The organism is Sphingomonas sp. NFX23 (assembly GCF_049887795.1).
GTDB lineage: Bacteria > Pseudomonadota > Alphaproteobacteria > Sphingomonadales > Sphingomonadaceae > Sphingomonas.
Genome location: NZ_JAGEKH010000008.1, coordinates 137,969 through 159,060, shown reverse-complemented (window position 1 = coordinate 159,060; position 21,092 = coordinate 137,969). Strand labels below are relative to the sequence as shown.

Here is a 21,092-nt window from a genome sequence, read left to right as displayed (position 1 = left end):
AGAGTGCGCGAACTGTTATGAAAATGAGGTGTCGCAAGCCCCTCTTGCCCCATCTGATGCCGAGGCGCGGATTGCCGTGCTGGAGGCGTCGCTCGCCCGGGCCAATGCAGCACTTGCCGCCCGCGACCTGCTCATCGAGACACTGCGTGGGCAGATCGCCCGGATGCGGCGGATGCAGTTCGGCGCATCCTCCGAGAAGCTGACGCGCGAGATCGCCCAACTCGAACTCGCGCTCGAGGAACTGGAAACCGAGAGCGCAGTCCCGGAGATCGGCGCGGCCTTGCCAGACACGCCCGGGCGACTGGCACCAGTCCGTGCGTTGCCCGACCACCTGCCACGCGAGGAGGTCGTCCACGAACCCGCCTCCGGCGCCTGCACATGCCCGGACTGCGGCGGTGCGCTACGCCGCCTCGGGCAGGACGCCCATGAGATGCTCGACGTCCTGCCGGTGCACTGGCGCGTGGTGCGGAACGTCCGACCGAAATATAGCTGCCGGACGTGTGAGAAGATCGTCCAAGCGCCTGCCCCGGTGAAGGCGGTCGCCCGCGGGAAGGCGACATTTGCAACGTTGGCGCATGTTGTCGTCTCGAAGTTCGACCATCATCTGCCGCTTTACCGGCAGTCCGAGATGATGGCCGCCCAAGGCCTGGACATCGACCGCTCGACGCTGGCGGGCTGGGTCGGCCAGGCAGCAGCGCTGCTCGACCCCATCGTCAGCCGCATCCGCGATGAAGTGCTGAAAGGCGACAAGATCCACGCCGACGACACGCCAGTTCCCGTGCTCGACCCCGGCCGTGGACGCACCGCGACCGGGCGGCTGTGGGTCTATGCGGTCGACGACCGCGCCTCCGGCAAAACGACCCCGCCTGCGACATGGTATCGCTTCACGACCGACCGCACCGGTGCACACCCGCAAACCCATCTTGCCGGATTTCGAGGTTTCCTCCAAGCTGACGCCTATGCCGGTTACGACGGGCTCTATCGAAACGGCGCCACCGAAGTCGCATGCTGGGCCCATTTCAGGCGCAAAGTGTTCGATCTGCACGAGCGGGTTGCCACGCCGCTGACCACCGACATTCTTGAACGCATTGGTACCTTGTACGGCATAGAAGCGGAGGTCCGCGGCAGGCCGCCCGACGTGCGGCTGGCGGCGCGTCAGAACCGGACGAGGCCGCTGGTCGATGCGCTGCGCGAGATACTCGACGCAGCACTGCGCCGGCTGTCGCCGAAGTCCGACATGGCCAAGGCTATCGCCTATGGCACGAAGCGATGGCTCGCGCTGTGTCGCTTCCTCGATGACGGGCGCCTGGAGATCGACAACAATATCGCCGAACGTGCGCTGCGCGGCGTTGCCGTCGGACGACGCAACTGGCTGTTCGCCGGTTCGAAAACGGGCGGCGAGCGTGCCGCAGCGATCTACACCGTCATCCAAACCTGCAAGGCCAATGGTGTCGACCCGCAGGCCTACATCGCCGACGTCACTGGGAAGATCGCAGCTGATTGGCCAGCTGCGCGATGGGACGAGCTCATGCCCTGGAACTGGGCCCAACAGCCTGAGAAGTCGGTAGCACAAGCTGCATAGTGCGTGGCCTCCCGGCCACGCTTACGCTAAGCCCACCCTGTAGGCATTAGCAGCGCTATTCTGTGTGTGAGGGTCAAAATTGGCTCGACGCATGGTACGCCTCGCTTGGCGGGATCGGTTCCATCTCGAAGCGGGTTTGCCCGCCGCGCGCTTAAAATCTAAGCCTTCGTGATGGCTAAGGATCAAACTGTGAAACAAACGCGCCGGGATGCGATCCTTGACGCTGCGGAAACCTTGTTCGCGGTGCACGGTTTCGATGGCGTGTCGATGCGGATGGTCGCGGATGCCGCACCGGTCGGACTCGGTCTTGTCACCTATCATTTCCCGACAAAAGACGTCCTGTTCGAGGAGGTTGTAGCACGCCGGGCGGACGTCCTGAACGCCGCTCGCCGAGACGCACTGGGCGCCCTTGAAACCGCGACGCTCGAGCAACTGCTACACGCCTTTTTCCACCCCTATGTTCTGCTGATCGAACGCGCGCCAGGGAACTGGCGAGCCTATGCACGCCTGCACGCAATGCTGACGCAGGACGCACGGTGGACCGACTTGGCGACCCGGCATTTCGGGTCGGTTGCTACAGACATGATCAAGCGTATCATGATAGCAGAACCGAGGCTTGACCAACCTACAGCGGCTCGTGGCTACGTGCTGGTTATCGGGACCATGGTCAGCGTCTTCGCTGACACGAGACTGGTCGATTATTTTTCCAACGGCGTTCTGACCAGTCACGATGTCGCAGGCAGTCTCGATCCAATGGTACGTTTCGGAGCCGCTGGAATCAGAGCCCTTGCCTGTCCAACTTGCTCCTAATTCCAGCCCCTTCGTTTCATACGAAAATGACCGCTGTGTTAGCCACTAGGTCGCTGATTTGAATTGACATGCCCCGTTTCAGACTTCAAACCTGTACGCACGTACAGTAGGCTGCATTACGACGGCCACTGATGGGGAGGATAAGATGCGTTACGCAGATTCCGTCGCAACACTGATTGCTATCATGTCGGTTGGCATTGCACCCAAAGCGGCGTTCGCCAGCGAACGAAATAGTTCGAACATTCCAGTGGGTTTAGGCACGGTAGTTTCGGGCATCTCGCCGGGCCCTGACTTCACCTATCTTCAGTACAATACTGTCTATTCAGCAGATCGAATCAACGATAGTGACGGCGACAAGGCCCTTCCGGACTTCAAGCTAAATGCCGCAGTCGTCACACCCCGTCTTGATTTTGCCTGGGCTCATATCGGCGAGGTTCAATTGTCGACTTGGGCAGCGCAACCCATACTCCTCAAGTTGAATGCGCGGGTGGGAAAGGGTGCAGGAGCTATCCGCGATAGTCATTCCGGATTTGGTGACACCATTATATCGCCCATCACACTCGGCTTACAGGGGAATGTTCCGGTTCTTGGTCATTATCTCCTCACCATTGATCCGCTGTTCAATATTCCGACCGGCGCCTACGACAATCGTCGACTGGTCAACCCCGGGAGCAACCGGTGGACCTTTCAGCCTTTTGTCGGGGTGACATTCTTTCCTACGCAGAAACTCAGCCTGAACATGCAAATGAATTATGCGTACAATTGGAGAAACAAGGAAACGAACTATAAAACCGGAGATGAGATCGATGTTGACTTTGCCAGTGGCTACAAAATTAAAAGCAACGTCACCGTTGAGCTCAACGGCTATTATTACAAGCAACTAAGTGATGATCGCCAGAATGGTATGCGATATCTCAATGGCAACAGAGGTGAGGCATTCGCTCTCGGTCCGCAGGTTTTTGTGCAAACCAAACGAGGCGGCTTTGCACTGAAGTACCAGAAGGAAGTCGTTGCATATAATAGGCCGCAGGGCAGTCGGCTCTGGATTCAGTGGGCTGTTAACCTATCGTCAGGACAAAAACGCCCGGAATCTGGTCAACAGTAGCGGGTATGTATTGAGGGTAAGGAGTATGGGTTGTTGTTGCCCCCAAAAAGTTCTGACAGATCCTCGCAGGTTTGCACGATGAACTCGCGTGGTGATCGATAGCGCAAAGCGCGGTGCGGATGCACCTCGCTATAATGGGCAAACCGGCCGGGCAGTTGGTCAAAAACGCTCTGCGCATTAGTACGTCACCTACTGCGGAGGTCGAAGGAATGGTGGTTTCGAGACGCACATGGCCGACATTAGGCGTTTTTTCGATCGGGCTAGTATCAGCGGCTAGAGGTATTTCAGCTTGAGATGGTGCGTTGGCTGCGACAGAACGCTTCTTATCACGCGCACCTTCAACGGTGCCGTTTGAATGGGTATCGTATGGTCCTCCTTGGTTAAGGCTTAAGCCGGACCAACCGAGCAAATTGACCAGAATTTTATGCGTAAGTTTCTGACGTAAAACGGACCAGATTAGAGAGGTGCGCTGGGGTTATACGCTAAAAGCACCGGATCTTGTGCACGTTGGGCAGCTGGGCGTCGGCAAGCCATCATCCGAGCGGCATGGCACAGGCTAGTTCTGCTGGCATGCCGGGGGGTTGATTGCTGCTAGGCTGGTAACCGCTTAACTGATCATAATGATGCTCATCGGGGATGAGGGGGTAATCATGACGCTACAGATCAACATAACGCCAAGTGGGCGCATGAGCCTGCCCGCTGAGGTTCGCAAGCGGTTGGGTTTGACCGGTGGTGGCGCGGTATATCTCGAAGAAACGGAAGATGGCGTGGTTCTGCGAACCGCCAACCAGGCGGTGGCACGGGCGTAGGCACTGGCCAAGCGATATACCGGCGGTAATCCCGACGCCTCGGTTGACGCATTCCTCGACCGGCGTCGCGAAGACAGCGGCGAATGAGCGTGGTCCTCGACGCCTCGGCCCTGATCACCATGATCAAGGGAGAAAAGGGATCCGCCAAGGTCGCAGCCGGTATCGCCAGTGCACGGGTGAGCAGCGTGAACTACGCCGAGGTGGTGACCCACTTCATCCACGCCGGAATGCCCGAGCGAGAAGTCGACGCCATGCTTGATCTGCTGCCACTGACGGTAGTGCCGGCCGACAAGGCATTGGCGCAAATCGCCGGGCGGCTGCGCGCCGTGACGGCCGGGGCGGGCATTAGCCTTGCAGATCGCTTTTGTCTGACGTTAGCCCGACGGGATGGGTTGCCGGCCTGGGCCAGCGACCAGAACTGGAAGAAGATCGCGAATGCGGTCGAGGTCAAGGTCGTGACGATCCGCTAGAACGTGGCGGGCAGGGCAGGGGGCAACCACCTGTCGCAAACGTCCTGGGCTCCGGGACGGCGTTCAAAGGGCCGAAAGCTTCCTCTCCTCAGAAAGATTTGAGGACTGGCTCCTAGGGCAAGGCTTGGGCATGCATCATCATCAACGCCTAATGTTTACGAGGAACAGTCGTGGTACATCGGCGGATTTTTCAGGAGCCGTTCGCGTGTCTACGATTTTCAAATTCGCGTACCCACGCGAAATTTTCGACCGGGCTCCGGAACAGCATCGCCTCGGATATCTCCTTCTCGGCCAGCTCTGGAACGACAGCATCTTGTTAACGCGGCAACTCCTGACCGCACGGACCAAACCAGCACAGGGGCGGTCCGACGAAGATATGCACGGACAGATCGCGGCCGAATTCCTCAACCTGAGGCTTCTCGCTAGTCGCCTCAGTGAGGGTTTTGAACTGCTAAAGGAGCTCAGCACATTCTTGCCGACCTGGAAGACCGATCTTGACGAGGATGCCGTGGCGGGGATCAAGGCGATCCGGCAGTATTTCGACAAGAAGGATGCTCCTCTTCGCCTTCTGCGAAATAAGCTCGGCTCCCATCAGGACGTCGCGCTCGCAAAGCAGTCGCTAAATGGCATCGCCGATACGGAGATGGTCGACTATCGCGGCCGATATTTTGCTACCACTTTATTCATGAGCGCGGAAACGCTGCACTTACGTGCACTCGCGATCCTGTTCGACATGGAGTCGAGCCGGGATGCTCTTAATCTCCTCGCCGATCACGTACAGCGGATGCTCAGTGAGTTTTATCGCGTTTGCCAAGGCTATCATGACTGGTTCATGGCGCGCCACGTGCTACCTGTCTTTGGCCTTGAGAATGGCAAGATGATACAACTCGACGACGCGCCCAAGGCCGAGGACATCGTGACGCCATTCTTCGTCAATTTCGACGATATGAAAGCGCGGGTCGACGCACGAGGTGATGCGCCCAAGTCCGACTAGCGCTCGTGGTCGAAGTTCGCCTACCAGAGGGCAAATGTGATCGGCCGGATGCCGAATGATCAGGGAAGACGGGCATTATTATGGCGACTGAATTGGACGAAGGCCAGAAAGCGGAAGTAGTGAGGATCCGCGCACGCATCGCAACTCTGATCGAGGGCCACTTCGCCACCGGCAAACCAGCATATTACCTCTCGCAGCTTGGAAACCAGATTGGCGAGGCTGATCGTAAGCTGCTCGAGAATCTGACCCACAAAAAGATGTCCCAGTTCGTCGCCGATGCTTTCGATTATAAGATCGGTCGTTCTGGGCAGCACGACAACATTCTGTATCTCATTGCTCCAGCGGGCACAGTCGTGCCGCCAGTGGCCACGCCGCGCTACAACAGTCGGTTCTGGGCTGCATTCAAGGTGCCGTTGCAGGAAGGCGAGCGCCGTTTCATAGACATCGAGACGTTCGATTTTGCGGCCGATGCTGCTCAGCTCGCAACGCAAGACGACACGATCAGAGAGATCGATGCCAAGTTCCTTCCCAAAGGTTCAGATATTGCAATGCCTGACGTGATTCTGGGCCGCATCGCGGAATGGCTCGACGCACAGGGGCTCGATCAGGGCCCCTTCCTGATTCAACGCAATAGGCAGCATTCGAAGCAAGAAAGCCTATTGACCGCATTGATCAACGCGCTCGACAAGGATCAGCAGAAACGTGTGAGCCTACCGCTCGACGTGATCAAAACGCTGGAAACACGACATCTCTGACATGAAGGTCCTGACCTGCATTGCCGGGCTGCCAATCGCCGTGGCGGACGAAATCCGGTCGCGGTCCGCCAAACCCTTTACGGGGGATGCTGTTAACCGGCCGATCATCCGCCCGGTCAAGCCACCCTATGGCTATCGCCCCGGAATGGCTGAAGGCTATCATCGAGACCTCGAAGGGAGGATCGCCACGCTCAACCCTCGAGACGAGGTCGCCGTGATCCTGGCCTATGTCGCCTATCAAGGCGATGAGACGCAGCGTTTCGTCGATACCTTCTTCCCTTTCGCGATCCACGCGCCGCTCGATCTGTTCGACCCCGAGGCCGGCCCCAAGGCCGGGCGCCGCGCGGCGCTATTGGCTTACGTCGACAGCGTCGAAGTTGCGATCGCTGCACTCATGGCACGGATGCACGCCGTGCGGGACATACTCAGCGGGAGAAACTTCTCGCCCCTGTTGCTACCGCTCGCAAATTTCAAATCCGACGTCGTGCGTCCGCAGATCGCCGCATTGTTTGGTGGACTTGGGACGGCTGTGGATCCCCGCGCGATGTTGCATCAGGCAAGCCAAGCGATCGCAACCGCGCATCCAATCCAGCTTGCCGGCATCGGTAAAACCAGAACCCGGTTCTATGAGGACTTGCGCCGCCTGCGCTTCAACAGCCCCGGCAGTAATCGGCATGGCATGGCACAACAGGGCGGAACTGGACATCTGCCGGCCTGCCTGATCAATGGTCGGGTCAGATTGGGGGGGCCATTCGATTCCCAGTTCCATTACGACTGTAAATACGCTCGCGGGAATGTCGATCGAGCATATCCCAACTGTCATGCTGTGCAGACAGCACCGGCCGATGCCACATATGTGAATATCGCGCCTAGCGACTACATCCGTTAAACGGAACGGGGCGGATCGTTTCCGACCCGCCCCGCCCGTGGAACTTGCTTGCTCTTCAGCATCACGGATAATGACAAAGCATAGCTTTGTATCACCCTCACACCTACCTTCGCATATCCGACCACATCAAACGTGCCAGGCCTGGCCGCATTTGACGTCTAACCGGAGCGCGCACGTCCGAGAATGCCGCAAGGAAACAATCTCGGACTCGACTGGCTTTGCGAGCTGCCAACAGTCGAAACTGCCCGCAGCCGGTCCGCTCATGCGTTGCCGTACAAGCAATATAAGCTAGCTCACGGGAATCTTCAAACTTCTTATTATAACCGACATGTCGAGCGGATCACCGAGCTGGCGGCGAGCGAACTGCTCGCCCGTGTCCGCGATTTCGTCGACGAGTTGCTCGACGGGCGGGTCCCGCGCGAACTGCGGACCGCCCTGCCGGACGACCTCTCGGCCGAGCAGCGGGCGCATCTCGACGCGGCGGCGACCGCGATCGACGAAATCACCTGCTCGACGAGGAAAGCATCGCGGGCGCGCTCACTTTTGTCGACATGGCGGCAGCGGTGGAGTTTGCCGCGACCGATCAGTCTCCGGCCGCGCTCGTCCGCCTTCTGGCATCTGCCGCACCCGTCACCAATATCGAGCGTCTGACGGCTTGCCGTGGTGCTTAGCGTAGAACATACCTCCGGACGGGAGGCGCGATCTGCTGTTTCGGGTCGAACAGAGGAAGACGGCATGCAGGGACTGCTTGAAGAGGCGAAGACTGGCGACCTTTACGCCGTGCTGGCTCTGAGCACGAAGGAGGAGCTTGACCCCCTGGTCCGGATCATACTTTCGAAACTCTCCAACCTGCTTGACGTCAGCGAGGACTACAAGCGCCACCAGCCGGACCACACCCGGTACCATCGGCTGATCGGAGACGAGCTCAGGCTGTTCGGCGGCAACACGCTGATGAACCTGCGCCGGCTCGGCGAGGGCCCGCCTTACGACGAGGTGGTCGCGGACGTCTGCTGGAAGCTGAGCGTACCATACGAGAAGGGTCGCACCGTCGCGAACGAGGCCAACCTGCTCGACATCTTCCTGGAGCAGCGCTGGCAGGCGCTGGAGCCTGCGCAGCGCGAAGAGCTGATGGAGTCTGCGCGGAAGGCAGCGCTTGGCAAAACGTCGCATGGCGGCTGGTACGCCCGGACGGGATCGTTCGCCCTGATGACCACCGTGTTCGCGGGGCCGGGAAGCGCGGCGCTGGGCATCAGCCTGCTCGACCCCAGCTACCGTGTAACGGTTCCCTGCGCCCTGCATGTGGCCTTCCTCCGGCGCAGGATCATCGAGGAGGGTCGTGGCGCAGGCGACATCCAGACCGGGTCCCGCGGCGCAACGACCAGGGTGGACGGACACGCGAGTACGTCGCTGGAGATCATGGACGAGGACGGCGCGCGCATGCTCGCGCTGACCAGCATAGGCGAACCCAATGCGGGCGCGTGGCACAGGATCGAGTCCGGCGACGAGGGTATCGGCCGCCTCAACGCTCTCCTGCAGGCCGTGCCGGCTGTGGCGACGGCTGCGGAGATAACCGGCATGACGGGAACCCGATACATGGAGGTCGTCTGCAATGGCGATCTCGTGAATGCCATCTCGGGTGGTGGCAAGCGGGCAATCTCGGTCGTGGACGGCAAGCCGGTACACGCAAACCTGTTTAGTGCCGATAAGCTGACTGCGTTGGCGAGCGCCTCGGCCATAATGAACATCGCATCCATCGCCCTGGCGCAGAAGCACCTCGCCGATATCAGCGAGAAGCTGTCGGCGTTGAGCGACGACGTGCAGGAGGTGAAGGCGTTTCAGTCGAACGAGCGCCTCTCCGATCTCACCGCCGCGGTGGCCTACTTCGAGCAGAAGGCGCCATCGATCTTCGCTGGCGAGCTGTCGACAAGCGTGCTCGGAGAAATCGAGCGGCGGGAAGGCGATCTTCTGAGCAGGCAGCATCACCTCGTGCGTGATCTCGCCAAGGCGGTGGATGGGCTGCAGGAGGTGAAGGATGGGGGCTGGTTCACCTCGTCCGACTTCGTAGACAAGATCGACAAGGCACAGCGCAGGATTAGCGACCTGCTTAAGCAGCTGACCCTCTGCCTGCGCGCCCGCGCCCTCGGGTGGCAGCTGCTCTGCCAGTTCCCGGAAGGGGAGATCGGCAAGCGGCGCCGTCGCGAGGACATCGAGGCATCGCTGGATGAATTGAGGGAGAGCGGCGAACGGATTCGACGGGTGAGCGCAGTGGTGCGGGAAAAGCTCAGTGCGGCCTCGTCACGCTGGGCGCAGAGCGCGATGAACGGGCGCAAGCTCAACATCATTCGAGCAGGCGACGAGGCACTCAGCGCCATCTTCATGGAGCGGGAGCGGATCGCCAACGGGATCACTAAGATCGAGGAAATGCGGACCGCGCTCGAGCGCCCCTTCAAGATGGCCTGGAAGATCGAGGACGGACGCGTGGCGGCGGTGCAGCCCCTTTTGTGATCGCGGCATACGCCAGCCTTGAGGAGGTCAGCCTGACGCAACTAGGTGCGTGACGGCGGTCAATTAATTCTGAACGTTATCGGCCCCACAGTCGAGCAGTTGGGACGCTGCAGTAGCAACACAAGCAACAGGCATGTCCGACCACCTGCGTTGCCAAACCATGACGTTCGCCTGTTAGTAGCGGTCTTGGTAGGGTAGGTGCTCGATGGTCCTTGATACATCTATAATTTAAAAGGACTTTGTCCCAAATTGCCTGCTGTTTCTTAAAGATCATTTTTACTGGAAAAGACCGGCAGTTTGTGGTTTCCTAAGAGGATCCCCAAACAGACCGTCGTGATGTGCCGCGTTACATTACTTCCGTGAGTGAGCTCAGCCTAGAAGACAGAGAATGAGGACCTTACATATCCCAGACGTCAGATACTGTAGGCAAGCGCTCTCCAGCACCGAGATAAAGGCCATGTTGATTCTCGAACGTCATACCTCGTTTGACGTTGCAGAGAGGACTCTTTATGAACACCGGAAGTTGAGTTATGCTCAAAACCGAGAGAGAGTGGCATGGGCAACGCTAATAGTCTCTTCGTCGGAGGCACCGTGAACATTCTGCCACATGACAGCTTCGATTTGAGAAAATAGGATTGTTATCGTTTCGTAAGAGACATGCCCGGAGAGAGGCTTAGCAGAGGTTAAAACGACATGACCCTTATCTACAGACCATAGGGCGTGCTCGTAATCATCGTATCGATCAACAAACCCGGTGAAGCTACGGCCTGATCGCATATAGACGGTGACGAGATACTTTCCGTTCTCAAAGTGGGAATGCCTCAGGATGTCAACGAGTTGGTCAACACTCGCAGTGTCGCGACGTTCCATGCGCTTAGCAACACGCCGAGCCATCCATCCGTACGCAGCTTTTACCGGAGACAATAAAGCTGCCACTTCCATCCCAACACTCCGATGGCGTTAGTCAAAGAATTTACCTCACGCTCATAAGCTGAGTCGGATAGGGGCAACAATATCCTTTACATCATCTCAATGAGCGGAAAACCACCGATCGTAATCCTCCTCGTCAAGAACCACTGGCATCGCCTTGGGACGGATAGGTGAAACAGCAGCATTCAGCTCGGTAGTCAGGAAGCTATAGACGTTGCCTCGCTCAGTGAGGCGCCACATCCGGCGTAAGCAAAACGCCCACAATAGTGAGGGCGCGGCTGCAAACCTCTTCCGGTGGCGAGCTGATGCGTAACGGGAAGGTCGAGCTGACGGGTAAACGGTGAACGCCCCGACGGCCGATTAGTTAGATCGGGGCCGGCGCCGCCAGTTGGCTTGCCGAGGACGGATGTCTTTCCTACAACCCGGAAAATGGGGAACGATCATGTCATTCTGCGCAACGTGGGCGAGATGCTTTACGGCGCCAGGTGGCAGGCCCCACTCGCCCGGGATCTGGGCGTGACGGATCGCACCGTGCGAAACTGGGCAGGTGGGCACGGATGCCCGACAGACGTGGGCACGAGACTGCTCCCGATCCTGCGCCGGCGAGGCAACTGCGTCGCCCATTTGATATCCACCATCGAGAACAGCTTGGACGGTACAGCCTGATGCTCCAGACCATTATTGACGCCTGCGAGTTCAAGCAGGACGCCCTTGACTACGCCCTCTCTAAGCAGATCGAAGATCTTGCCGATCTCGTTGACCATGACGACGCGAAGGCGCGCGACTTCTTTGATCGCACCTACGTCACCGACGGCATGGCTCAGCTGCTGCGACAGGGGCTGCAACGCCTCGCCGGCCTAAACGATCAGGCAGCGTTCGAGCTGCGGCAGGCAATGGGCGGCGGCAAAACTCACTCAATGCTCGCACTTGGATACTTGGCCGCCCACCCTGAGATCGCGGGCGCGACTTCTGCTCGTATCACCGAAGGTTTCACGCCGCAGGCGGCGAAGGTCGTCGTGATCAGCGGTCGCAACATTGACCACGACCGATTCCTCTGGGGATCGATCGCCGATCAGCTCGGCAAGGGTGAGCAGTTCGCCCGCTTCTGGCGCAACGGCGCGCGTGCACCGAACGAGGACGACTGGATTGGCCTGATCGGTGATCAGCCCGTGCTGATGCTTTTCGACGAACTCCCGCCATACCTCGAGAACGCGGTAACCATCCCGGTGGGTGCGGGAACGCTGGGCGACGTGACGTCCGCGGCGATCTCGAACCTGCTTGCTGCGGCCATCAAACTGCCGCGGCTCTGCATCGTCCTCTCAACTCTCGTTGGTCAATACAAAGCCAGCGGCGACCTGTCGCGCATCATGTCGCAGATCACGAATGAGGCACGGCGTCAGGCGAAGCCGATCACCCCGGTCGAACTCGGCTCCGACGAGATCTACCACATTCTACGGAAGCGATTGCTGGCACGCGAACCCGCCCCGATGGTCGTGGAGAGCGTGGCCGAAGCCTACGGACAGGTCCTATCTGATGCGGTCAAATCCAAGACGCTCGAACGCGCCGCAGAAAAGATCGCGGACGAGGTAGCGGCAACCTACCCGTTCCATCCGAGCCTGAAGACCGTTGTTGCCACCTTCAAGGACAACGAGGGTTTTCGCCAGACCCGCGGGCTGATGACCATCGCCGCACTAATGATCAAGTCGGTCCAGAAGCGAAAGACGAATGATGTCTACCTGATCGGTCCGCAGCATCTCGATCTGTCCGATCGCGGCATCCGCGACATGGTCAACAACATCTACGATCTCGACGCCGCGATAACGGTCGACATCGTGGACAGCGGTGCCAGCGATGCTCACGCCGAGCTGATAGACGCCGACATGGGGAATGATGCGGCCAGCCAGACCGCCCGGTTGGTTCTGATGGCATCGCTTGCCGAGTCGTCGGACGCCGTGAAGGGCCTTCAGCCGGCGGACATCCTGTCCTTCCTTATTGCACCGCTCCGGTCTGAAAGCGACTTCGTGGCCGCCCTTGAGGCACTGGTGGCTCGCTGCTGGTACCTGCACAAGCGCGACAACGGCGCTTGGCACTTTTCTAAAAACGAGAATCTGACCAAGAAGATCGAGAACCTCGCTCGCAACGCCCCGGCGCACAAAGTCGAGCAGGATCTGGCACGGCGGCTCGACGAGATATTCACAACCCGGCGACGGGCAGCGTATTCACGCGTCCATGCTCTCCCGCGGGTGGAGGACATCAACACCCGTAGCGACCGGGCCCTTATTGTTCTCTCGCCAGATGCGAAGATCCCACCCGAGAAGGCGCAGCAGCTGTTCGCCGCCACTTCGGAGCGCAACAACTTTGCCATCGTCAGCGGTGAGGGGCTCGATCTGGCATCAGTCGAGGAAAAGCTGCGGATCGCCTACGCAATCGCAAAGGTTCTGGATCAGGAGGGTCAGAGCAGCCCCAACCGACCTGATCTAGAGAGTCGCCAAGCCGATGCTGAACTCGACGTCTACCAAACGATCGCGTCGACCCTCAACAAGATCTGGTATCCCGGTCGTGACTCGGGTGGCGAGCGCCTTCTGGGCGCTACGCTCAAGCTCGACAGCTTCCGTCGCGAGGGGGCCGCAGGGTATGATGGCGAGACAGCCGTCGAAAATGCGCTGACCTCCACCGGTAGCCGCAAGCTGATTGTGGACGTCGAGGCCAACTTCGACATGCTCGCCGATCGCGCCGAGGACATGCTCTGGCCAGCGAACATCAGATCAACGACCTGGGGAGACATTCAGGACCGCTCAATGAGTAACGTCCGATGGCTCTGGCTGCCCCGCGGCGGTCTGGACGAGCTGCGGCGGCTCGCCGTGTCACGGCAGCGCTGGCGCGAGACCGGCACTGGCGGGATTGAGAAGGGCCCGTTCGAGAAGGAGCAGACCAGCGTCGGCGTCACTGAGTCCGCCTACGATGACCTGAGCGGAACCGCTACGATCAATGTGCTGGCACGCAACGCCGGCCGCCGAGGTCGCATCCACTGGTCGAACACAGCTGACGTGTCATCGACCTCGCCCAGGCTCGATGCCCCGCGGCTCGAGACGTCGGAGATGAGGCTGTACTTCATTGCCGTAGATCCGATGGGTGAGCACGAAACCGGGGACGTGATGGTCTGGACGAACCGCCTCAACCTCACCCACGATCCGAAAGCGGTTGGCACAGGCTACGAGGTCAAGCTCTCCGTGGTCCCCAGCGGCGAGATTAAATGGAACACGGACGCCACGGCAGCGCGCGACGGGCACGCATACGGCGGTCCGATCCGCCTCGAAGGCGACAAGGATGTGGTCATCTACGCTTGGGCAAGCTCGGGCGGGATCGAGACGACGCGCGAGTTCAGGATCGCCAGGCGTGAGGGCGAAGGCACAAAGGTCGATCTCGAGCGGCCTGGTCGGGCACGCAAGCAAGTACAGCTAACCACCACGGACAAGGTTTTCGCGGCTATTGCAAAGGGCAAGGAGACGCGCGCGCGCTTCCGTAACGTCCTGGTGACCGTTGGTTCCGGCAGCCGAAACGTGAGCACGCATTTCGGATCAGACCTCGACGTGACAGCCGAGGCCATCGAGCGGCTCGCCAAGTACGCAAGAGCGGAGCTCGGCGACGAGAACGCGGACGTCACCGTCACGTGGCGCTTGGTCGAAGCCGATCGCGCGGGAGACCTGGACCAGCTGATGGCTGCGGCCGGCGAGACGCTCGCCTCGGGCGAGATCGAACAGAACTGAATTGGAGCCGGGCGGAATGGTCCGAGCGAGGAACAAAGATGGCAAGCAGACCCAGAGCCGGCTTCGGCGTGCCGGAGGATGAGGTAGACCCGCAGCACTTCGTCGTGCAGATCAGCCCTACCGGTCGCGAACTGGTAACGATCATCGAGGACTACGGGATATCCGGCCCGCGGATCGACAGCGACGAAAACACCTATGTCGATCGCGTCGTGCGGTGCACTATCCATCCACGCCGCTGGCGGATGGTGGCGACACCACTGAAGAACGCCTTCAACGAGCGCCTTAAGAGCCGACGCTACCGCACTGGCCGCTGGGATGTCGGCGAGAACCGCGTTCATCGCCTGCTTGGCCGCGAGATGTGCGTGCTGCTGTGGGCAGTGGAGCAGTGCGAGGAGGACCTTGTTCCTGCCGGCATCAACGCTTGGCTTGGGCTCCGGCCCGAGGAGCGCTGGTGGCTCTTTGCCATGGCCGCGCACACATCAGGCAAGGCAGGTGACCATGATCGAGGCTGGCGCAAGGCCATCCGGTTCGGCCTCACCGAAGGCGCGACCCTGCCCGACTCACACAGATCCACGCTCTTGGACCGATTTTGACCAGAACGGTGAATACGATGCAGACGAACGAAACCCCACCTCTTGCTAACGCACCTGCATTGATCGAGCGCCTGTGGCCTGCGCAAAAGCTCTCCGCGGAAGCGAAGAAGGAACGCAAGGCTGGATCCGGACAGACCTTGACGGCGCTCGGCTCCTATTGGAAGGGGCGCAAGCCGTTGGTGCTTGTGCGCGCGTGCGTTTTGGGCTGTCTCTTGCCTGCCACGAGCGATCCCGAAGGGGACCTCGTGCTGTTCGAAACGCTGATGGCAATGGACGACGACGCTTTCGGGTATCGTGATGTCACAACAACAGCCCCGAAGCTGGTGCAAATTGCCAAAGCGCACGGAATGAAGGTTGATGCGTTCGTGGACCGAGACGAACGTCCTCTCTCGAGTGATCCCGAAGATCCGGGTGAGTCTCGCGAGCAGTCGGCGAAATGGCGGCCGGACTTATCTGCTTCTGACCGGCAAGAAGTGAAAGTCAGAATCCTAGCTACATTACCATATGAAGATCGCGTCAATCGAGCACTTCGTCCGGAAGAGCTGTCTGAGCAGGTGACCAAGCATATTTGGCCATTTGTTAATCAGCGACTTGGCACGACGGCTCATGATCTACCATCTCTTATTAAGCAGCTCGGCGAGATGCGCTTTGGTCGCCCCCCGCGCGTCGCCGACACATTTGCCGGCGGCGGATCAATCCCTTTCGAAGCTGCTCGAATTGGTTGCGATGCCACAGGTTCCGACCTCAATCCGATCGCCTGCATGCTCACTTGGGGTGCATTAAACGTCATCGGGGGCGACGAACAAGCACGTTTGGAACTGCAGGATCTGGAGAAGAAGGCAGCTCGGCATGTAGAAGATATCATCAATGAACTCGGCGTCGAAACCGAAGATGGCAACCGAGCTAAATCCTTTCTTTACTGCCTCGAAACCCACTGCCCCGAGACTGAGTGGACTGTTCCAATCTGCCAGTCTTGGATCGTCTCGCAGAAGCGGCGCGTGATCATAGACCTTGTTCCAGACTACGATCGCCGTCGTTACAACTTCGTTGTGATCGAGGATGCTTCTGAAGAAATGATGAAGCGTGCAAGCATTGGAACCAAGCAAGGAGAATACCTGGTTTACGAACTAAATGGTCAGACTTACCGGCAGTCAATCAAGTCGATTCGAGGTGATTGGCGTCGGGAAAATGGCGAGACTGGGAACTTGCTTCGGCCATGGGAAAAAGACGAGATCGTCTATCGACCTGACGATATATACAGGGAGCGCCTGTACTGCGTCCAATGGATAACTGCCGACACCTTGGATCGTGGTCGCCAAACCACCTTTTTTAGGGCTCCGACAAATGACGACCTCGACCGCGACCAAAGAGTAGTCGATTATGTGCGAAAAAGGCTCGCCTCTTGGCAAGCCGACGGCGTCGTTCCTGACATGCCAATCCTCGCAGGCGATAAAACCACGGAGCCAATGCGAACGAGGGGGTGGACTTATTGGCACCAGTTGTTCTCGCCGCGGAACCTCCTCGTCCTAGGGTTAATGGCCGAGGTCCTGAGAAAATCGCCAGCTGGGGCACTGAAGGTGGCTCATCAAGCCAACTGGAATGCGAAAGGATGTCAGTGGTTTCGCGGCTTCGATACAGTCAATCACAGCTTCGAGGATCAATCTCTGAAGACTAAGTTCGACTACGCTGCCCGGTCCGCCTACGTCTATACTCATCTACTCAAAGACAGGAGCCAGACCGTCCGTATCGGAGGAACGGGTGCGGTGTTGACGAGGCCTGCATCGGCAGTGAATGAGACACACGACCTTTACATAACCGACCCACCATACGCCGATGCGGTCAGCTATCACGAGATCACTGAGTTTTTCATCGGGTGGCTGCGCCGCAACCCCCCGGAGCCATTCGATCAATGGACATGGGACTCACGCCGACCTCTTGCGATCAAGGGCGAGGGTGATGCCTTCCGGCGCGAGATGGTGGAGGCATATCGAGCGATGGCCGAGCACATGCCCGATAACGGACTGCAGATTGTCATGTTCACGCACCAGTCGGGCTCGGTGTGGGCTGAACTCGCGCAGATATTCTGGGGCGCCGGACTTCAAGTCCGGGCGGCTTGGTACATAGCCACGGAAACGACCAGCGAACTCAAAAAAGGTGGCTATGTTCAAGGCACCGTGATTCTCGTCCTGCGTAAGCGCCTCCACGCTGAGGTGGGCTACGAGGACGAGATCGTTCAGGAAGTTCGTGCCCACGTAGCGGATCAGATCGACACACTCGTCGGTCTCAATCAGTCGCTGAAGGGAGCGGGACGGATCGAGAATTTGTTCGAGGATTCCGATCTTCAGATGGCTGGCTACGCCGCCGCGCTCCGCGTTCTAACTGGATACACCAAAATCGACGGCAAGGACATGACGGTCGAGGCTCTCCGCGCGCGACGAAAGGGCGAGACGAGCTTCGTCGACCGGATGATCGACTTCGCCGTTGGTGTCGCCAATGAGCACATGGTGCCCGATGGGCTGCAGGCCCGCCTTTGGCAGACGCTCAAGGGTCCCGAGCGCTTCTACCTAAAGATGGTCGGCCTCGAGGCGGAGGGCATTACGAAGCTCGACAACTACCAGAACTTCTCGCGGGCGTTCCGCGTCGGCGATTACAATCCGCTGATGGCGAGTGTCAGGCCGAACGCGGCGAGGTTGCGCCGGGCGGAGGACTTCGGGACTCGGACGGGCTTTGACATACCCGACTTCGGAACCGGCATCATCCGCTCAGCCCTCTTCGGGATCGACGGGCTCATTCGTGAAATAGACCCGGACGTGGTGCTGCAGCAGATGCGGGAACTCCTGCCCGACTACTTCAAGAAGCGAGGCGATCTTGTGGAGGTTGCCGACTATCTGGCTCGCCGCCGGGGTGCCCACACCGTAGAAGGGCGACATGCCGCCATCCTCGTTAACCTTATGCGAAACGAGAGACTCTGACTTGAAACCCTCGTCGCCGTCGAACAGCACCGGCTTCCTCGATGGCGGCAGGCTATCGAGGTTCTCGTCTCGGCAGGGTCGGCTCTCACATGCCTACCTCGCCGACCGACTGAAGGGCGCTAAGACCTACGACCGCATCGCGGGCTACTTCCGCTCGTCGATCTTCGAACTCGTCGGTGAGGAGATCAGCTCGCTCGCCAAGGTGCGGATCGTCGCTAACGCCGACCTGGACGTCGAGGACATCGAGGCAGCACAGCGTGTCCGTGAAGCTCTGCTATTTCAGCGGTTCGTCGAGTCTGACATGATCGTGGATGCCGCAGTCCATCGAGACAGATACGAACGGCTTCACGAGTTCCTGCTATCAGGACTCGTGGAAATCCGGGTCGTTCCCAGGAACGTCGCGCCATTCCTGCATGGAAAAGCCGGCGTGATCACCGGTGCTGACGGCGCAGTGGCCTTCATGGGATCGATCAACGAGACCCGGGCCGCCTGGGCTCACAACTACGAGCTCGTATGGGAAGATACGTCCGACGAGGGGGTTTCATGGGTGCAAGCCGAGTTCGATGAACTCTGGGCGTTAGGCAAGCCGCTGCCGGATGCGATCATCCGCGAAGTCGGGCGGCTGGCGAAGCGGCAGGAAGTCGAGATCGTCGACTTTCACGATGACCCTAACGCTATCGCACCTGCGGCGCTGGCGGAGACGCCGATCTATCGCGAGGGTGAATCGCTACAGCCTTGGCAGCGTTCATTTGTGTCGCAGTTCCTGCATCATCGCGAGACGTATCAGAAGGTCCGCTTGCTGCTCGCCGACGAGGTTGGAGTCGGGAAGACACTGTCGCTTGCGGCGTCCGCCCTCGTATCCGTGCTTCTTGGTGACGGGCCAGTGCTGATCCTCGTGCCATCGACGCTCCTGGAGCAGTGGCAGATCGAACTGCTCGACAGGTTGGCAATGCCGGTGGCACGATGGCACAGCACCCGAAAATGCTGGATCGACCCGTCAGGCCGCGTCGTGAAGGGGGCCGGAGTGGCCGATGTGGCACGCTGCCCGTATGCGATTGGCCTCGTGTCGACCGGGCTCATAGTGCACGGCGTCGACCGACACGGGGAGCCCAAGCCGGGGACCGAGGCTGAGCATCTCCTAGGTCGGAAGTTTGGGATGGTGGTACTCGACGAGGCGCACAAAGCGCGGGGGTCCGAGCCAATCGGATCGGACGATCGAACCCCGAACAATCTGCTTAAGTTCATCACGCGCATGGCTACCCGGACACGCCACATGTTGCTGTCGACAGCAACACCAATCCAGACCAGCGAGCATGATCTCTGGGATCTGCTGCAGGCGCTCAACCAAGATGCCGAGTTCGTGCTGGGGAATGCCTTCTCACAATGGCAACGCCCTGACCGTGTTCTCCCCTACCTCAAGGGCGAGCGTCAGGTGATGGATCTGCGGGAGGGCTGGCAACTCATCACCAACCCGCTTCCGCCAACCGGTGACGACGATCTCCTCGCTGATATCCGCGCTTCGCTCGATCTGCGGGCCGACGCATGGACAACGACGAGGTTCGCGTCCGACATGGGCAATCCTGTCGTCACCATGAAGGCAGAGATGGAATTGACGGGGGTGCGTGAGGGTCTCGGCTATTTCCAACGTGACAATCCGCTCGTGCGTCACGTCGTGCTGCGGAAGAGGCGCGACCTGGAGAGACTCGGTCTCATCCCGGCGCTGCCCGTCGACATCCATCCAAGCGCCGAGCATCCAGGGCCGACGCATCTCTTCGATGCGCTGAGCCTGTACACGTCCGATGCGTTCGCGACTGCCCTTGAGGCCGTGACCGAATTCACGAAGGCGTATGGCCGACGCGACAAGCCAGCAGGCTTCATGCGGACCCTGCTGCTGCAGCGGCTATGCTCAAGTCAAGCCGCTGCCGTGGCGACCGCAAGAGCGCTGATCGGCGACGGCGAACTCGACGACGAGGTTCAGGAGGAACTCGACAGCGCTAGCTTCGACGCGCGCTCAGAGGAGCGGAAGCACCTTCGGACGATCATCGAGGCTCTGGCTGGCGGCAACGACCCCAAGCTCCGCGCCGTCGAGTATTTCCTTGATGAACACCGCACAGACCGGCGCACCTGGCGAGAGATGGGGTCGATCGTGTTCAGTCAGTATTACGATACTGCCGCATGGATGGCGGAGGCGCTCAGTCGCAACAGGCCGGAACAGGTCGTTGCGCTCTATGCTGGCACGGGCAAGTCACGCTTGATCATAGGCGGCGCGGCCACGAGCGTGGAACGCGCACAGATCAAGCGACTTGTCGCCGATCGTGAGGTACGGCTCGTGGTTGCAACTGACGCCGCATGCGAAGGCCTGAACCTTCAGACGCTGGGCACCCTTATCAACGTAGACCTTCCGTGGAATCCATCGCGACTTGAGCAGCGGATAGGAAGGATCAAACGGTTCGGCCAGACCCGGTCGAGGGTCGACATGGCAAACCTGACTTACGCCGGCACTATCGATGAGAAGGTCTACCGTGTCCTGTCGGACCGTCTAAAGAACACAAGCGACATTCTTGGGACGCTGCCCGAGACGATCGAGGCCGACTGGATCGAAGACATTGAGAACCTAGAGGAAAAGCTGCGAGCCTTCACCGTCCCGCGAAAACGTTTCGATCCGTTCGAGGCCCGCTCCAGTGGCGATCTGGTAGACGAGGACGCCTGGGCGGCAGCGAGCAAGGTTTTCGCGCGGAATGACGTCGAGCGACTGCTGTCTGCCGGATGGCAGGCGCCGCGAGGTAAAGTTTAGAGGCGACTTAGGACACCAGCGCTAAGTCCCAGAGCGGTCATTTCACGCGCATCAGCTGGAAGGGGTAGGGCGCCACGGCACTTGTCATTCATCCCAGGGCGCCGAAAGCCATCGGTC

Annotated in this window: 14 protein-coding genes and 1 pseudogene; 14 read left to right on the top strand and 1 reads right to left on the bottom strand. The window is 59.6% G+C overall.

Annotation, left to right across the window (positions count from 1 at the left end):
• Positions 1 to 28: 28 nt before the first annotated feature.
• The 10 genes and pseudogenes from tnpC to J4O76_RS20540 all read left to right on the top strand — a co-directional run bounded on the left by tnpC (position 29) and on the right by J4O76_RS20540 (position 9,919).
• Positions 29 to 1,582 (top strand): IS66 family transposase, encoded by a 1,554-nt coding sequence (gene tnpC / locus J4O76_RS20585; protein ID WP_426283924.1) that lies wholly within the window; start codon positions 29 to 31, stop codon positions 1,580 to 1,582.
• A 171-nt stretch (positions 1,583 to 1,753) separates the two neighbouring features.
• On the top strand, positions 1,754 to 2,392 hold the full coding sequence (locus J4O76_RS20580) for a TetR/AcrR family transcriptional regulator (RefSeq protein WP_426283923.1): 639 nt from the start codon (positions 1,754 to 1,756) through the stop codon (positions 2,390 to 2,392).
• A gap of 145 nt (positions 2,393 to 2,537) precedes the next feature.
• Positions 2,538 to 3,497, top strand: coding sequence for a SphA family protein (locus tag J4O76_RS20575; RefSeq protein ID WP_426283922.1), 960 nt, complete (start codon positions 2,538 to 2,540; stop codon positions 3,495 to 3,497).
• A 650-nt stretch (positions 3,498 to 4,147) separates the two neighbouring features.
• A pseudogene (locus tag J4O76_RS20570) lies at positions 4,148 to 4,393 on the top strand (AbrB/MazE/SpoVT family DNA-binding domain-containing protein).
• Positions 4,390 to 4,776 (top strand): PIN domain-containing protein, encoded by a 387-nt coding sequence (locus J4O76_RS20565; protein ID WP_426283921.1) that lies wholly within the window; start codon positions 4,390 to 4,392, stop codon positions 4,774 to 4,776. The pseudogene J4O76_RS20570 and the gene J4O76_RS20565 overlap by 4 nt, the downstream one beginning before the upstream one ends.
• A 205-nt stretch (positions 4,777 to 4,981) precedes the next feature.
• The gene (locus J4O76_RS20560; RefSeq protein WP_426283920.1) at positions 4,982 to 5,770 is read left to right on the top strand and encodes a hypothetical protein; all 789 of its coding nucleotides are present in this window, start codon (positions 4,982 to 4,984) and stop codon (positions 5,768 to 5,770) included.
• A gap of 80 nt (positions 5,771 to 5,850) precedes the next feature.
• The gene (locus J4O76_RS20555) at positions 5,851 to 6,525 is read left to right on the top strand and encodes a hypothetical protein (protein WP_426283919.1); all 675 of its coding nucleotides are present in this window, start codon (positions 5,851 to 5,853) and stop codon (positions 6,523 to 6,525) included.
• A 1-nt stretch (position 6,526) separates the two neighbouring features.
• Positions 6,527 to 7,414 (top strand): hypothetical protein, encoded by an 888-nt coding sequence (locus J4O76_RS20550; protein ID WP_426283918.1) that lies wholly within the window; start codon positions 6,527 to 6,529, stop codon positions 7,412 to 7,414.
• 183 nt (positions 7,415 to 7,597) lie between these two features.
• Positions 7,598 to 8,065 (top strand): hypothetical protein, encoded by a 468-nt coding sequence (locus J4O76_RS20545; RefSeq protein ID WP_426283917.1) that lies wholly within the window; start codon positions 7,598 to 7,600, stop codon positions 8,063 to 8,065.
• 84 nt (positions 8,066 to 8,149) lie between these two features.
• Positions 8,150 to 9,919 (top strand): hypothetical protein, encoded by a 1,770-nt coding sequence (locus tag J4O76_RS20540; RefSeq protein WP_426283916.1) that lies wholly within the window; start codon positions 8,150 to 8,152, stop codon positions 9,917 to 9,919.
• 534 nt (positions 9,920 to 10,453) lie between these two features.
• Here J4O76_RS20540 and J4O76_RS20535 read toward each other — a convergent pair.
• On the bottom strand, positions 10,454 to 10,861 hold the full coding sequence (locus tag J4O76_RS20535; protein WP_426283914.1) for a hypothetical protein: 408 nt from the start codon (positions 10,859 to 10,861) through the stop codon (positions 10,454 to 10,456).
• A 653-nt stretch (positions 10,862 to 11,514) separates the two neighbouring features.
• Here J4O76_RS20535 and J4O76_RS20530 point away from each other — a divergent pair.
• Genes J4O76_RS20530 through J4O76_RS20515 form a run of 4 tightly spaced genes read left to right on the top strand, consistent with a single transcriptional unit; the run spans position 11,515 to position 20,975 of the window.
• On the top strand, positions 11,515 to 14,616 hold the full coding sequence (locus tag J4O76_RS20530) for an anti-phage-associated DUF499 domain-containing protein (RefSeq protein WP_426283913.1): 3,102 nt from the start codon (positions 11,515 to 11,517) through the stop codon (positions 14,614 to 14,616).
• Between the two features lie 38 nt (positions 14,617 to 14,654).
• Complete coding sequence (locus J4O76_RS20525) at positions 14,655 to 15,209, top strand: DUF3780 domain-containing protein (protein WP_426283912.1); 555 nt, start codon at positions 14,655 to 14,657, stop codon at positions 15,207 to 15,209.
• 17 nt (positions 15,210 to 15,226) lie between these two features.
• Positions 15,227 to 18,181 (top strand): anti-phage-associated DUF1156 domain-containing protein, encoded by a 2,955-nt coding sequence (locus J4O76_RS20520; protein ID WP_426283911.1) that lies wholly within the window; start codon positions 15,227 to 15,229, stop codon positions 18,179 to 18,181.
• Positions 18,138 to 20,975 carry a phospholipase D-like domain-containing anti-phage protein gene (locus tag J4O76_RS20515; protein ID WP_426283910.1) on the top strand — a complete coding sequence of 946 codons (2,838 nt, stop codon included), beginning with the start codon at positions 18,138 to 18,140 and terminating at the stop codon, positions 20,973 to 20,975. Before J4O76_RS20520 ends, J4O76_RS20515 begins: the two co-directional genes overlap by 44 nt.
• Positions 20,976 to 21,092 lie beyond the last annotated feature (117 nt).

Excerpts from the sequence above, each read along its gene's own strand:
- J4O76_RS20580 (WP_426283923.1), top strand. The coding sequence starts at position 1,754 with ATGGCTAAGGATCAAACTGTGAAACAAACGCGCCGGGATGCGATCCTT.
- J4O76_RS20575 (WP_426283922.1), top strand. The coding sequence starts at position 2,538 with ATGCGTTACGCAGATTCCGTCGCAACACTGATTGCTATCATGTCGGTT.
- J4O76_RS20565 (WP_426283921.1), top strand. The coding sequence starts at position 4,390 with ATGAGCGTGGTCCTCGACGCCTCGGCCCTGATCACCATGATCAAGGGA.
- J4O76_RS20555 (WP_426283919.1), top strand. The coding sequence starts at position 5,851 with ATGGCGACTGAATTGGACGAAGGCCAGAAAGCGGAAGTAGTGAGGATC.
- J4O76_RS20550 (WP_426283918.1), top strand. The coding sequence starts at position 6,527 with ATGAAGGTCCTGACCTGCATTGCCGGGCTGCCAATCGCCGTGGCGGAC.
- J4O76_RS20545 (WP_426283917.1), top strand. The coding sequence starts at position 7,598 with ATGCCGCAAGGAAACAATCTCGGACTCGACTGGCTTTGCGAGCTGCCA.
- J4O76_RS20540 (WP_426283916.1), top strand. The coding sequence starts at position 8,150 with ATGCAGGGACTGCTTGAAGAGGCGAAGACTGGCGACCTTTACGCCGTG.
- J4O76_RS20535 (WP_426283914.1), bottom strand. The coding sequence starts at position 10,861 with ATGGAAGTGGCAGCTTTATTGTCTCCGGTAAAAGCTGCGTACGGATGG.
- J4O76_RS20530 (WP_426283913.1), top strand. The coding sequence starts at position 11,515 with ATGCTCCAGACCATTATTGACGCCTGCGAGTTCAAGCAGGACGCCCTT.
- J4O76_RS20525 (WP_426283912.1), top strand. The coding sequence starts at position 14,655 with ATGGCAAGCAGACCCAGAGCCGGCTTCGGCGTGCCGGAGGATGAGGTA.
- J4O76_RS20520 (WP_426283911.1), top strand. The coding sequence starts at position 15,227 with ATGCAGACGAACGAAACCCCACCTCTTGCTAACGCACCTGCATTGATC.
- J4O76_RS20515 (WP_426283910.1), top strand. The coding sequence starts at position 18,138 with ATGCCGCCATCCTCGTTAACCTTATGCGAAACGAGAGACTCTGACTTG.